This is a genomic window from Vaginella massiliensis (genome assembly GCF_900089075.1).
Classification (GTDB): domain Bacteria; phylum Bacteroidota; class Bacteroidia; order Flavobacteriales; family Weeksellaceae; genus Weeksella; species Weeksella massiliensis_A.
Genome location: NZ_LT593747.1, coordinates 217,436 through 230,137, shown reverse-complemented (window position 1 = coordinate 230,137; position 12,702 = coordinate 217,436). Strand labels below are relative to the sequence as shown.

Genomic DNA, 12,702 nt, shown 5'->3' with positions numbered 1-12,702 from the left:
ATGGATACTTTACAAGCCATCATTATCGCTATAATAGAAGGCCTTACAGAATATTTACCCATTTCTTCTACTGCCCACATGGGATTCACAGCAGCACTTTTGGGTTTAGAAGAAAGCGAATTCCTGAAGATGTTTCAGGTTTCTATACAATTTGGTGCCATCTTGGCCGTAGTGGTATTGTATTGGAAAAAATTTTTCGATTTTTCTAACCTCAATTTCTATCTAAAACTTGCAATCGCAGTGATTCCAGCACTTATTCTCGGTTATCTTTTCGATGATATGATCGAAGAGGTTTTGGGTAACCAAATCGCCATTTCATCGGTATTGGTCATCGGCGGGATTGTGCTTATTTTTTGTGACAAATGGTTCAAAAATCCTAAAATTCTCAACGAAAAAGACATTTCTATCAAAAAGGCATTCATCATCGGTTTTTGGCAATGTCTCGCCATGATGCCTGGCACAAGCCGCTCGGCAGCATCTATTATAGGCGGTATGACGCAAGGTTTGAGCAGAAAAGCCGCAGCAGAATTTTCTTTCTTCTTGGCTGTACCAACCATGTTGGCGGTAACAGTCTATTCTATTTTTGTAAAAACTTGGGGAAAAGGAACACCCAACGAAATGAAAGGTTACGAAATGATTTTGCAAGACAATCACCATATCATGCTTTTTGCTTTGGGCAATATCATAGCTTTTATCGTCGCGCTGATTGCCATCAAAACATTTATTGCATTTCTTACAAAATACGGCTTCAAGGCGTGGGGTTGGTATCGAATAATCATCGGTATTGTGCTCTTGGTCTATTTCTGGAATCAGGATAAAAAAGAGGTTTATACTGCAAACCCAATATCAGATTATACCTATAATTACACCGAAAAATGACCGTCGAAGAAATACAGAACGGTCAGCTGTTCTTGATTGATAAACCACTAGATTGGACTTCTTTTGATGTGGTGAACAAAATACGTTGGAACCTAAGAAAAGCCTACAAAATAAAGAAAATAAAAGTGGGACATGCGGGTACTTTGGATCCTAAAGCAACTGGACTTTTAATTGTTTGTTGTGGGAAGATGACCAAACAAATCGATCTGATTCAAGCTGAAGAAAAAACCTATACCGGAACCATAAAATTGGGCGCAACTACCCCAACCTACGACCTAGAATCTGAGGAAGATCATCACTTTGCTATCGACCATATTTCTCCCGAATATATCCATCAAACCACTGCTCAATTTTTAGGAGAAATCGAGCAATTCCCACCCATGCATTCGGCGATAAAAATTGACGGAAAACGCTTATACGAATTGGCAAGAGCAGGCGAAACAGCAGAATTGAAGCCTCGAAAAGTGCAGATAAAAAAATTCGAAATCACAAAAATCGAATTGCCTTATGTCGATTTCGAGATCGAATGTAGCAAAGGAACTTACATCCGCTCCATCGCCAACGATTTTGGAAAAGCTTTGAATTCGGGCGGATACCTTACCGCTTTGAGGCGAACTAAAATTGGTGATTATTCGGTAGCAAATTCGAATAACGAAGTACTCGACCTGACCTATTTCGAGCAGTTTTCTACCCAGGATTAATATTTTTCCAAAACTTTATTAATTTCACAGCTTACTTGTTTCGGCTTTTGCATGACCATGATATGCGTTCCACCATCGATCACGATTGGGTCTTTGATGTGCTGTATCGGGAAGACAATATCTCGATTGCCGTGAATGTGCGTCACATTTTTTTCGCTATACGCCTCAGAATGTTTCCAATTTACGATCTTGTGTATCGACCATTTGAGGTAGTCTTTGTCTCGAAATTCGAAAATATCATCCAACGCATCTTGTTTCTTGGTGTAATACAGTCGTCGCATCATGGTATAGGACAAGATTTGGTTAGAAGCAATAAAATCCATAGGCATCAGACGATGAGCGTTGGTACGAGCAGAAAACCGCATGAAAAAAGGTAATTCTTCACGATTTTTTACGGTAGAAATGAGCAGATTATGCACCGGATTCACAAAGCGATTCAGCTCCTGAACTAGGATTCCACCAAAAGATAAACCCATCAACATGAATGCTTCATTGGGATTTATCTTCTCGGCCATTCGCTCGGCATAATGCGTCAAGGTTTCATTCTGGTTTTCGGGCAAAAGCCACGGAATATTAACCATTTCGAAGCCTGCATTCAACTGCAGTTTATCGAATGCTTTTCCGTTTGCTCCTAACCCACTGATGTTGTAAATTTTCATTACAAAATATCTTTTTTCTTAGCATAATCGGTTGGTCGCACACCAACCACCTTCTGAAAGGTATTGCTAAAAGTTGGTAAACTACTGTAACCCACCATATTAGCAACTTCACTTATCGAATACTTGTCTTCGATCAGCAATTCCAAAGCCCTCAACATTCGCAGTACTGTATAATACTGTACAAAGGTGAGTTTCACATCTTTCTGAAAAAGCCGAGACAACGAACGCTCACTGAATCCGAATTCTGTCGAAACTTTGTTCATCGTTATCGAGCTATCCATTTTATCGTTCAGATAAGCAATCACTTTTCTCAACCGATCATCATTAGGATAGGGCAAAGACAATTTCAAACTGTTTCGGCTCAACTTTGGCAAAAGTTCCTTGAATGCAGAAGCAATCACAAAAGTAGCCCGATCTTTCGGGGTGATATCTCCTACCCAACGCTTCGAATAGAGAATAAATTCAATCAAAAAATTATTGGCAGGGTAAATTCCTACCTGATGAAAATAGTTTTTATCATCATGTTCCTGTATCGGAAAATACAAATTGCGCATGATGATATCAGAAGAATTGGGATAAATGCTGTGAATCGCTTTGGGCGGAATCCATATATAATGTCTTGCTGGCAAATAATACGTCTCCTTTCCTATTGTCACATAGACAATACCGCCTTCGCAATACAAAAATTGTCCTTTTTCATGTTGATGATCGACCACATAGGGTTCGTTTACCTCGAAATGATAACAAAAAATCGAGCTGGGATCTTTGTCAATCTCAGATAGATAGTAACGTGGTTCTAATTTATGATGCTCATCAAATGCCATGAAAATGCGTCTTGTTTTATGAATCTAATATAGCAATATATTTCGATCATTGTACGAAATACACAAAAAACATGTCCTGATTTGATAAATATATGTCTTTTTATGATTTGAAGTAACAAACAATAAAATCGAAATTTGTTGACCAGGAAAAAATAAGAAACGAAATTTTGTGTATTATGGACGATAGAATTCACCTTTCACCACTAAAATCTAAAGTAATGTCGGCAGAAGATGCTGCAAAACTTTTTACAAACCAAATGATTGTCGGCTCTAGTGGTTTTACACGAGGAGGCGATTCTAAAGTAGTTTTAAAAGCACTTGCCGAACGAAACAAAACAGAAGAAATAAAAATAACGCTGGTTACGGGAGCCTCTTTAGGACACGATACAGACGGCTCACTTGCCCGAAACCATGTCCTGAAAAAAAGATTACCTTTTCAGGTTGATAGAAGTTTGCGCAACGAAATCAACCAAGGAAATATCTTGTTTATAGACCAACATTTGAGCGAAACATCAGCATCTATCACCAACGGATCTTTCCCGATAGATATTGGGATTTTGGAGGTTACAGAAATTTTAGAAAATGGCGAGCTTGTGCCCACAACCTCAATTGGGAATAATGTAGCCATCGCCGAAAATGCCGAAAAACTAATCATCGAAATCAATACCGCTGTACCCACCAATATTCGCGGCATTCACGATATTTATTCTCTTACACAAAACCAAGGTAAACCTCTGAATATTTGCCAGGCAAGCGACCGTATTGGTATAAATACCATAAAAGTAGACCCCGATAAAATAATTGCCATTGTTTTTCAAGCTATACAAGATGCGCCTGGCGATATTGCTCCGCTAGACGAGCAAACAGAAGCAATTGCTAAAAATATAGTACAATTTCTAGAAAAAGAAGTTGAAGAAGGCCGATTGGACAACTCTCTAAAACCTTTGCAATGCGGTATAGGTAAAGTTGCAAATGCAGTTTTGGGCGGACTTATCGATTCGGATTTTGAAAATCTAAGCATGTATTCTGAGGTTTTCCAAGATTCTACCTTCGATTTGATAGATTCTGGCAAATTGGTTTTTGCATCAGCTTCTTCGCTTACGGTGTCATCGGCTTGCTACGACCGCGTAATCCACAATATCGATCAATACAAAGACAAAATCGTTCTTCGTCCACAAAACATCAGCAATTCGCCCGAGATTATTGGCAGATTGGGTGTAATAGCCATCAACACTTCGTTAGAATGCGATATTTATGGTAATGTAAATTCTACTCATGTAAATGGTACGCACATGATGAATGGTATTGGTGGCTCGGGTGATTTTGCACGCAATGCTTACCTTTCTATTTTTGTAACCTCTTCTACCGCCAAAGACGGCAATATCAGCAGTATTGTTCCCATGGTGACGCATGTCGATCATAGCGAACACGATGTAGATGTCATTGTTACCGAACAAGGTTTGGCAGATTTACGCGGTTTAGCTCCGAGAGAAAGAGCTAGAATAATCATAGAAAACTGTGCACACCCAGATTACAAAGAAGAATTGTTGTCTTATTTTGAAAGAGCTTGCGAAGAGCGAGGCGGACAAACGCCACATATTTTAGAAGAGGCTTTTTCTTTTCATCAAAGAATGCGAGAGACAGGAAGCATGAAAAAAGAATCGTTGATGCTCAATTCTTAATTTAGCGCTGAAAGTTTTGAGAGAGCAATAGCAGATGACAAAGGTGATAAAGTTATAGTTTTGTGGTTCATCATGATAATATTAAAAAAAAAACAGATCTCTGCTAAGTCTGATTTTCAATAATGCAAAATCGGACAAGAGTTCCTGTTTGAACCATGGAATTCCCGAGCCTAAAACCTCAAGCGCTCCTTTGCTCTAGCGGTAATGTGTGACTTTCAAAATGTCGGCGGTTTTTATTTGATTTGCTTCAAGGCCTATGTTGTTGAGTATTTTCTAAAAACATTGATACTTTTTCAATCTTTTTCAATATAGCAAAGACTTTTTGACAATCGATTAGATCTTTGATAGGTAGACGCCATCATCAAAACCCCCAATCATCGCTATTTAGCTTGTTCCATTCTTCCAAGCTAAATAGCATCGGGTTTCTGAATAAGGTGGTGATTTCTTGTTTTAAATCGGCATTTACAAATAACTCATTACAATACTCTCTATGATCGGTCATCAAAAAATCCTTAGCAGATTCTGTATAAGCCGTTATCACATCATGATTGTTCTCATCGCGAATCAGTTGTACTTCATTATGTTTAATGTTCCACCAATAATATCGGAGCAAATAAAAAGTTTCATCGGTTAACGCATTGCCTTTAGGATCAACCAATCGTGCTCGGCTTTTATCTTCATCATAATCAAAACCATATGCAATCATATAATCATAAAGAGCTTTGGAGACAATTAAAAAATTACTGTAATTAAGTAAATCAAATGAAACCCTCTTGACCCGCTTTAAACAAATCACCAGCTCTTCGGGCATCGATGCCACGGTTTTGACAGGATTGCCTCCAACCCATGGAAAAACAAAGTCTGGATGGGTATTTTTAGAATTAAAAACTTCAGAAATACCGATATCCACCGAAGAACTCAACGGGATATTTAAGTCTCGTGCCTCATCTACCTTTTCAATCGGGATGCCCCAGATTAACAATTCTTTTGACATACTAATCTATCATTTTAACTTTGAAGCTTCAAGTAGTTTAAAAATCGATGAAATTATCATACTTATTGTAATAATTTAAAGCATTAATATAATCACACAGACTCGCATCTTTCTTTTGTTCTCTAACGTTATAGATGACATCTGCAATTGTTGACCCGAATATAAATAAACCAACTGATTATCAACTACCTCAGCTGGAAAGACTTTATTATCATCGTCATCAATATCTGGGTAACCATCAACCCAATATATTTCATTCAGCAAAAACGCTTTGACAATAGGTTTGGTGTAAACACAAAATTGATCGCCTAGTTATAAGTCCTCTTTAAGTGCATCAACTAATTGATCTATACCATAAAATCTTTTCATTACTAGCATATATTTGACCCCTTTTCTTTTGGTTTACCTGTGCGGTCATCAAGTTTTTCTGTTCTTCCATCTTCATGATGATGCCACGTATTGACGCTATAACCAAATTTAAATAATTTGAGCACCACGAACACTAAATAATCATGTAATTAACTGATACATAACAATGAAAAAACGTACAGATAACGAGAGGAAGATATTCTTTTGAAGTCTGAGAAAGCAATAAAACAAGGTTAAATAAAAATTAATCATTCTCAAAAAAATCATATAAGTATAAATTTGTGATCATAAACAATAAAATTTTAATATGAAAATAGTATTAATCCTTTTACTCTCACCCGTTACCTTATCGCGTTACGCTCAATCTCCCAAAAATGTTTCGCCGTTTAAAATCAATCAAATCAAAAAAAACTTGAAGATTTTGCGCAACTACACCACACTACCCAGAGTTTTGTAAAACTACAGGAAACTCCATTCGAAGCATCGCCACAAATAGGTTTTAGCGATAAAAACAATGAAAATGCTCAAAACCCTTATGGTGTATTCAGCTCGAAAACTTGGGGACAATTACAAAATTTAGACAGCAATCAGCAACAGCTTTTTCGCATGGATTATAGTTTTGGGCAAAATGCAAGCGTTGTCGTAAGCCTGATGAATGATGATCTTTCTGTGGTAAAATCTTTCAGCTTTTCGATTCCAGATACTGCCAACGATTTGCAGATCGTGAGCCAAACGACAAAAAATATTGGAGACCAAGACGGAAAGAAAAAATTCATGTTTTTTATTCATTATTTCGAAGGAGGAGTAAGGCCAGATTTTCAGAAGAATGAAATTTGGGTAATCATGAAGACGGAAATAAAATCTATGAACTAGAGACGAACAGTGCTTTTATTCTTAAAAACTACGATGATTGGGATATTTTAACCTATTATGACAATCAGAACGAGGTGATGCTCAATCTTTACGATTCACATTTTACACAAAAGAAAAGTATCACCAAACCTTCTAAACTTTTTACTTTTTTCGCAGACTCACCGCTTACCTTTATTCTTATTTTATCTTCAGAATTATTGGAGACGGATCTCTTTGATGAAGATGAACTGTACGAATTTGCGTATTCGTATAAAAAAAGAAACAACAACACCAATCAGGTTTACAATGTTTTTGCGATTGCCAAAGAAAACGGAAACGATCTATTGAGCCTTGCCAGCAGTGCAGAGTTGGGCGATATATGGTCGAGCAGTTTGGCGTACGACAAAACCAATTCGAAACCGATCTATCGTGCCACGAATTACCTCACATCGACTTACAATCTTTTCACAGAATTCTATAGCCTTCCGTTCAATACATCTTTGGGAGTCGATAATGTGAAGCAACATGAGCTTGTTGTCTATGTAGATCGTGCGAATTCTCAAGTAAAATGGAATCAAAAGGCTCATCATTTCGAGGTATACGCTATCACGGGTCGACTTGTGAAATCTGGTAAAAATGCTTCTCAAACTTCTGTCTTGGGCATGCAAAAAGGTGTGCACATCATCAAAATGCTTACCACGAACGGAGTCGTAACGAAGAAGTTTTTGCTCTAATATTTACTTCTTTAGTAGCACTAAATTGATTGCTGATGATAAAGTTTGCTTCCATGTTGAGGCAAACTTTTTTTGATATAATTTTTTAAACCATTTTTATAACCGTTTTAATAAGAGTTTAAAAAAGTTGAATGGAAGGGCTTTTACCAACTTTGGCAACGAGAAGAAGAGAATTTCTGTTTGGATGGTATCAAAAAAAATAGGAACTTAAAATTTATAAGTTCCTATTTTCTATGCTTGATTAGCTGTTTTTTTATCCTAAAACTTTGGCTACTGTTTCACCGATATGAGCTGGTGATTCTACCACATGGATTCCGCATTCTGCCATGATTTTCATTTTAGCTTGTGCTGTATCGTCTGCTCCACCTACGATAGCTCCTGCGTGTCCCATTGTACGACCTTTTGGTGCAGTTTGCCCAGCGATGAATCCTACTACAGGTTTTGTACCATGTTCTTTAATCCAGCGAGCAGCTTCCGCTTCTAATTGTCCACCAATCTCACCGATCATTACGATACAATCTGTTTCTGGATCATTCATAAACAGTTCTACCGCTTCTTTGGTTGTAGTTCCGATAATTGGATCTCCACCGATACCGATAGCAGTTGAGATTCCGTAACCAGCTTTCACTACCTGATCGGCTGCCTCGTAGGTTAATGTCCCCGATTTCGAAACGATTCCGACACGACCTTTTTTGAAAATGAATCCTGGCATGATTCCGACTTTTGCTTCTTCTGCCGTGATCACTCCCGGACAGTTTGGTCCGATTAGAGTTACATTGCGATTATCTACATAAGCCTGTACTTTGACCATGTCTTCTACCGGAATTCCTTCTGTAATACAGATGATTACTTTGATTCCAGCATCAGCAGCTTCCATTACCGCATCAGCAGCGAATGCAGGTGGCACGAAAATAATACTTACGTCTGCAGCTGTTTCTTTTACTGCCTCGCGTACGGTATTGAATACAGGGCGTCCCAGGTGTTCGGTACCACCTTTTCCTGGAGTAGTTCCGCCTACTACATTGGTTCCGTATTCGATCATTTGTTCTGCGTGGAAAGTACCTTCTTTACCTGTGAAGCCTTGTACAATTATTTTTGAATCTTTGTTTACTAATACTGCCATTGTGATTTTTTTTGTTGAGCAAATATAATGTCTTCGCTACATTTATAAAAATTATTCGAACGATTTACGATATTTATTACTTAAATTTAATGCTAGTTATTTTTTTTGTTTCGGTATTCTTTCAGCATGATTTGGTTGGTCGCCATTTTTTTATACATTTTTTTTGATTCTTCTGCTGGCGATCCAAAATACGAAAGGTTACCTTCTAATGATTTGGTTACGCCAGATTGGGCATAGAGTATGGTTTTTTTGCCGATGGTGACACCACTTGTGATGCCTACTTGTCCCCAAATGCTCACCTCGTCTTCTACTATTACACAACCTGCAATGCCGACTTGCGAAGCAATCAAACATTTTTTACCTATAATGGTATCATGTCCTATTTGTATCAGGTTATCCATTATGGTGCCTTGTCCAATAATTGTAGAGGCTGTCACTCCTCTGTCTATGGTACAATTTGCTCCGATTTCGACATGATCTTCGATGATGACATTGCCGACAGATTTCAATCGGTCGAAACCCTGTTCTCGTTTTTTATAATAAAAGGCGTCTGCCCCCAAAACGGTTCCGCTTCTGATGATCACATCATTGCCAATAATGGTGTCGTCGTTGATGGTGACATGAGCATGAATGATGCAGTTTTTTCCGATTTTTACACGATTACCGATGAAAACATTGGGCTGGATAATGGTTCCCTCCCCTATTTCGGCATCGGCTGCAATTGACTGACTGGCTGATTGAAATGGGTTGAAGTATTGTCCAATCTTCACAAAATCGCGAAAAGGATCGTCTGATATGAGCAAGGCTTTGCCTTCTGGGCAATCGACTTCTTTGTTGATCAGTACAATGGTCGCTGCAGATTGCAAGGCTTTGTCATAATATTTGGGATGATCGACAAACACAATATCTCCAGCCTCTACACGATGAATTTCATTGAGTCCGTGAACGGGAAAGTTTTCATCTCCGACCATTTTGGTATCGCTAATTGCCGCGATTTCTTTTAGGGTATATATTCTTGGAAATTTCATTTCGTGTTATCTTTTTGCTACAAATATCATAAAAAAAGGAAGACGTATATACCTCTTCCTTTTTTTATATGATTTTATTCTAAACATTATTCTTTTACGCGCTCTACATAAGAACCGTCTTCGGTATTGATTTTTACCTTGTCGCCTTCATTGATAAACAATGGAACACGAATTTCAGCTCCTGTTTCTACTGTTGCTGGCTTGCTTGCGTTGGTTGCCGTATCACCTTTGAGTCCTGGCTCTGTATAGGTCACTTCTAAGATTACGGTGTTTGGTAATTCGGCAGATAGAGGCATTTCGTCTTCTGCACGGAACAAAATTTTCACCTCATCGCCTGCTTTCATGAATTGTGCATTATCTATCAGACCTTTGTTGATGTACACTTGCGAGAAGTCGTCGTTGTTCATAAAATGGAAACCGTTATCATCATCATACAAATACTGATAGTTGCGGGTTTCTACTCTTACATCGTCTATTTTGTGTCCTGCAGAGAATGTGTTTTCTAAGACTTTACCGTTGGTTACAGATTTTAGTTTGGTTCGAACAAACGCAGGTCCTTTTCCTGGTTTTACGTGTAAAAAATCTATAATTTTCCATGTATCATTATTCCAATTGATACATAATCCTTTTCTGATATCAGCTGTTGTTGCCATGTGTATTTATTCTTTTTTATTGTGTAATTCCAGAGTATCCTTTCATGATTCCTCTTTCGCTTGTTTCTATAAAATTGATGATATTATCACGCACTTCTGACGCTGGAAATTCTGTTTTTATTATTTCTAATGCTTGTGATACATTATGATTCAGTTGAAAAAGTATGCGGTAAATGCTTTGAATTTCATAGATGGTTTCGGACGAAAAATCTCGACGTCTGAGTCCGACCGCATTTATTCCTACAAAAGCAAGCGGTGAGTTTGCCGCTTTCACATATGGTGGAACATCTTTGCGTACCTGAGATGTACCTGCGATGAAGGCGTGAGCGCCAATTTTGGTGAATTGATGCACGCCTGTCATTCCGCCGACAAAAGCAAAATCACCAACCTCGATATGACCAGCAAGCCCTACACCATTGACCAAAATTACATTATTACCCAAAATACAATCGTGTGCTATGTGAACGCCTGCCATGATGAGGCAATTGTTTCCAACCTTGGTATAGCCCAATGCATCGGTGCCTTTGTTTACGGTAACACATTCTCTTATCGTGGTGTTGTCACCTATAAAAGTGAGGGTTTTTTCTCCTTTGTATTTCAGGTCTTGAGGTTCTGCAGAAATTACTGCACCCGGAAATATTTTACAGTTTCGTCCTATTCTCGCGCCTTCCATTATGGTTACATTTGGAGCAATCCAAGTTCCATCGCCAATTTCTACATCATTTGCGATGTACGAGAAGGGACTTATGGTAACATTTTCTCCAATAATTGCCGTAGGATGTATATATGCCATTGGATGATTCATTACTTCCATGTTATTCTTTAGTTATTACGGCCATCATTTCGGCTTCTACCGCTAAATTGTTGTTTACATATCCTTGGCCTCGCATATGTACAATTCCTCTTCTGATCGGTGCTAGAAGTTCCATTTTGAATACCAATGTATCGCCCGGAACTACTTTTTGTTTGAACTTGGCGTTCTCTATCTTCATAAAATAAGTAGAATAATCTTGTGGATTTTCTAACTCTCCTAAAATCAACAATCCGCCCAATTGTGCCATTGCTTCTATTTGCAATACTCCAGGCATCACGGGCTCTTTTGGGAAATGACCAACGAAAAAAGGTTCGTTCATGGTGACGTTTTTCACGCCAACCAAAGTGGTTTCTGTTTTTTCTAATACTTTGTCGATCAATAAAAATGGCGAACGATGCGGCAACAATTTCATGATTTGATTGATGTCATAAATTGGTTCTTTCGACAAATCGAATTCAGGAATTTTGTTGCGCTGTGCTAGTTTGATCTGTTTGTTTAATTTTTTTGCAAAATTTGTATTGATTTTATGACCAGGTTTGTTGGCGATAATCTTTGCCTTCAATTTGGTTCCGATCAATGCCAAATCTCCTACAACGTCTAGTAGTTTATGTCTTGCTGCTTCGTTCGGATGATGCAAAGTCAAATGGTCTAAGATTCCGTTGGGTTTGATGGCAACATTGTCTCTGTTGAATGCTTGACATAACTTTTCTTTGGTTTCGGGTGTAATTTTTTTGTCAACATATACAATGGCATTGTCCAAATCGCCTCCTTTTACCAAGCCTGCTTCTAACAATTGTTCTAATTCGTGTAAGAAACAGAAGGTACGCGAATTGGCAATTTCGTCTTTGAAAGCATGAATGCTGTTGAGGGTTGCGTTTTGGGTTCCTAAAACTTTAGTTCCAAAATCTACCATTGTTGTAATCTGGTATTCGTCTGCTGGTATCGCCGTAATCTCAGATCCTGTTTCGGGATCTACATAGGTTACAATGTCTTTTATTTTGAAATACTCTCTTTCTTTGTCTTGCTCAACAATGCCCGCTTTTTCTATTGCTTCTACAAAATATTTTGATGAGCCATCCATGATTGGAATTTCGGTATTGTTGATTTCGATAATGCAGTTATCCAAATCCATCCCAACCAACGCCGCCAAGACATGCTCTGTGGTGTGTATTTTGACTCCTTTCTTTTCTAGGGTTGTTCCTCTGGCTGTGCTCACGACATATTGCGCATCTGCCTCGACTTGAGGTTGACCTTCTAAATCGGAACGAACAAAGACAAAACCTGTATCTGTTTCGGCAGGTTTTAGGGTTAATTTTACTGTTTTACCTGTATGTAATCCAACACCTTCTAAGGTAATTTCTTTGGCTAAAGTTTTTTGATTTTCAACCAT

Annotated in this window: 15 protein-coding genes; 6 read left to right on the top strand and 9 right to left on the bottom strand. The window is 38.2% G+C overall.

Translation table 11 applies throughout. The features are described from left to right. Entirely contained in the window at nucleotides 1-879 is an 879-nt protein-coding gene (locus BN8061_RS08465) for an undecaprenyl-diphosphate phosphatase (RefSeq protein ID WP_068598383.1), read from the top strand. Further along, entirely contained in the window at nucleotides 876-1,580 is a 705-nt protein-coding gene (gene truB / locus BN8061_RS08460; protein ID WP_068598381.1) for a tRNA pseudouridine(55) synthase TruB, read from the top strand. Before BN8061_RS08465 ends, truB begins: the two co-directional genes overlap by 4 nt. On the opposite strand, the gene BN8061_RS08455 is transcribed toward truB, so the two are convergent. Together BN8061_RS08455 and BN8061_RS08450 are read right to left on the bottom strand one after the other, a co-directional pair. Beyond that, the gene (locus BN8061_RS08455; RefSeq protein ID WP_068598378.1) at nucleotides 1,577-2,239 is read right to left on the bottom strand and encodes an alpha/beta hydrolase; all 663 of its coding nucleotides are present in this window, start codon (nucleotides 2,237-2,239) and stop codon (nucleotides 1,577-1,579) included. The genes truB and BN8061_RS08455 overlap by 4 nt on opposite strands. Further along, nucleotides 2,239-3,063, bottom strand: a complete 825-nt coding sequence (locus BN8061_RS08450) for an AraC family transcriptional regulator (protein ID WP_068598376.1) — start codon at nucleotides 3,061-3,063, stop codon at nucleotides 2,239-2,241. The genes BN8061_RS08455 and BN8061_RS08450 overlap by 1 nt, the downstream gene beginning before the upstream one ends. 176 nt (nucleotides 3,064-3,239) lie before the next feature. On the opposite strand from BN8061_RS08450, the gene BN8061_RS08445 reads away from it, so the two are divergent. After that, on the top strand, nucleotides 3,240-4,745 hold the full coding sequence (locus BN8061_RS08445; RefSeq protein ID WP_068598374.1) for a succinate CoA transferase: 1,506 nt from the start codon (nucleotides 3,240-3,242) through the stop codon (nucleotides 4,743-4,745). A 361-nt stretch (nucleotides 4,746-5,106) separates the two neighbouring features. Here BN8061_RS08445 and BN8061_RS08440 read toward each other — a convergent pair whose 3' ends face one another. Together BN8061_RS08440 and BN8061_RS12445 are read right to left on the bottom strand one after the other, a co-directional pair. Further along, nucleotides 5,107-5,739, bottom strand: a complete 633-nt coding sequence (locus BN8061_RS08440) for an Imm43 family immunity protein (RefSeq protein WP_068598372.1) — start codon at nucleotides 5,737-5,739, stop codon at nucleotides 5,107-5,109. Between the two features lie 37 nt (nucleotides 5,740-5,776). Further along, nucleotides 5,777-5,887: a DUF7716 domain-containing protein gene (locus BN8061_RS12445; RefSeq protein ID WP_456293449.1), complete on the bottom strand. Its 111-nt coding sequence runs from the start codon at nucleotides 5,885-5,887 to the stop codon at nucleotides 5,777-5,779. A gap of 528 nt (nucleotides 5,888-6,415) precedes the next feature. Here BN8061_RS12445 and BN8061_RS11910 point away from each other — a divergent pair. From BN8061_RS11910 to BN8061_RS08425, 3 genes are all read left to right on the top strand, one after another. Beyond that, the gene (locus BN8061_RS11910) at nucleotides 6,416-6,565 is read left to right on the top strand and encodes a hypothetical protein (RefSeq protein WP_154662296.1); all 150 of its coding nucleotides are present in this window, start codon (nucleotides 6,416-6,418) and stop codon (nucleotides 6,563-6,565) included. Nucleotides 6,566-6,714: 149 nt separating this feature from the next. Beyond that, on the top strand, nucleotides 6,715-6,981 hold the full coding sequence (locus BN8061_RS08430; protein WP_068598368.1) for a hypothetical protein: 267 nt from the start codon (nucleotides 6,715-6,717) through the stop codon (nucleotides 6,979-6,981). Continuing rightward, nucleotides 6,942-7,694 carry a T9SS type A sorting domain-containing protein gene (locus BN8061_RS08425; protein ID WP_068598366.1) on the top strand — a complete coding sequence of 251 codons (753 nt, stop codon included), beginning with the start codon at nucleotides 6,942-6,944 and terminating at the stop codon, nucleotides 7,692-7,694. Before BN8061_RS08430 ends, BN8061_RS08425 begins: the two co-directional genes overlap by 40 nt. A gap of 253 nt (nucleotides 7,695-7,947) precedes the next feature. On the opposite strand, the gene sucD is transcribed toward BN8061_RS08425, so the two are convergent. The 5 genes from sucD to BN8061_RS08400 form a co-directional block, all read right to left on the bottom strand. After that, nucleotides 7,948-8,817 carry a succinate--CoA ligase subunit alpha gene (gene sucD / locus BN8061_RS08420; RefSeq protein WP_068598364.1) on the bottom strand — a complete coding sequence of 290 codons (870 nt, stop codon included), beginning with the start codon at nucleotides 8,815-8,817 and terminating at the stop codon, nucleotides 7,948-7,950. 92 nt (nucleotides 8,818-8,909) lie between these two features. Continuing rightward, the gene (locus tag BN8061_RS08415) at nucleotides 8,910-9,845 is read right to left on the bottom strand and encodes a UDP-3-O-(3-hydroxymyristoyl)glucosamine N-acyltransferase (RefSeq protein ID WP_068598362.1); all 936 of its coding nucleotides are present in this window, start codon (nucleotides 9,843-9,845) and stop codon (nucleotides 8,910-8,912) included. A gap of 86 nt (nucleotides 9,846-9,931) precedes the next feature. Next, nucleotides 9,932-10,498 carry an elongation factor P gene (efp, locus tag BN8061_RS08410; RefSeq protein WP_068598360.1) on the bottom strand — a complete coding sequence of 189 codons (567 nt, stop codon included), beginning with the start codon at nucleotides 10,496-10,498 and terminating at the stop codon, nucleotides 9,932-9,934. A gap of 16 nt (nucleotides 10,499-10,514) precedes the next feature. Continuing rightward, on the bottom strand, nucleotides 10,515-11,303 hold the full coding sequence (lpxA, locus tag BN8061_RS08405; protein WP_068599488.1) for an acyl-ACP--UDP-N-acetylglucosamine O-acyltransferase: 789 nt from the start codon (nucleotides 11,301-11,303) through the stop codon (nucleotides 10,515-10,517). 10 nt (nucleotides 11,304-11,313) lie between these two features. After that, nucleotides 11,314-12,702, bottom strand: coding sequence for a bifunctional UDP-3-O-[3-hydroxymyristoyl] N-acetylglucosamine deacetylase/3-hydroxyacyl-ACP dehydratase (locus tag BN8061_RS08400; protein ID WP_068598358.1), 1,389 nt, complete (start codon nucleotides 12,700-12,702; stop codon nucleotides 11,314-11,316).

Excerpts from the sequence above, each read along its gene's own strand:
- BN8061_RS08465 (WP_068598383.1), top strand. The coding sequence starts at position 1 with ATGGATACTTTACAAGCCATCATTATCGCTATAATAGAAGGCCTTACA.
- truB (WP_068598381.1), top strand. The coding sequence starts at position 876 with ATGACCGTCGAAGAAATACAGAACGGTCAGCTGTTCTTGATTGATAAA.
- BN8061_RS08455 (WP_068598378.1), bottom strand. The coding sequence starts at position 2,239 with ATGAAAATTTACAACATCAGTGGGTTAGGAGCAAACGGAAAAGCATTC.
- BN8061_RS08450 (WP_068598376.1), bottom strand. The coding sequence starts at position 3,063 with ATGGCATTTGATGAGCATCATAAATTAGAACCACGTTACTATCTATCT.
- BN8061_RS08445 (WP_068598374.1), top strand. The coding sequence starts at position 3,240 with ATGGACGATAGAATTCACCTTTCACCACTAAAATCTAAAGTAATGTCG.
- BN8061_RS08440 (WP_068598372.1), bottom strand. The coding sequence starts at position 5,739 with ATGTCAAAAGAATTGTTAATCTGGGGCATCCCGATTGAAAAGGTAGAT.
- BN8061_RS11910 (WP_154662296.1), top strand. The coding sequence starts at position 6,416 with ATGAAAATAGTATTAATCCTTTTACTCTCACCCGTTACCTTATCGCGT.
- BN8061_RS08430 (WP_068598368.1), top strand. The coding sequence starts at position 6,715 with ATGGATTATAGTTTTGGGCAAAATGCAAGCGTTGTCGTAAGCCTGATG.
- sucD (WP_068598364.1), bottom strand. The coding sequence starts at position 8,817 with ATGGCAGTATTAGTAAACAAAGATTCAAAAATAATTGTACAAGGCTTC.
- BN8061_RS08415 (WP_068598362.1), bottom strand. The coding sequence starts at position 9,845 with ATGAAATTTCCAAGAATATATACCCTAAAAGAAATCGCGGCAATTAGC.
- efp (WP_068598360.1), bottom strand. The coding sequence starts at position 10,498 with ATGGCAACAACAGCTGATATCAGAAAAGGATTATGTATCAATTGGAAT.
- lpxA (WP_068599488.1), bottom strand. The coding sequence starts at position 11,303 with ATGAATCATCCAATGGCATATATACATCCTACGGCAATTATTGGAGAA.
- BN8061_RS08400 (WP_068598358.1), bottom strand. The coding sequence starts at position 12,702 with ATGGTTGAAAATCAAAAAACTTTAGCCAAAGAAATTACCTTAGAAGGT.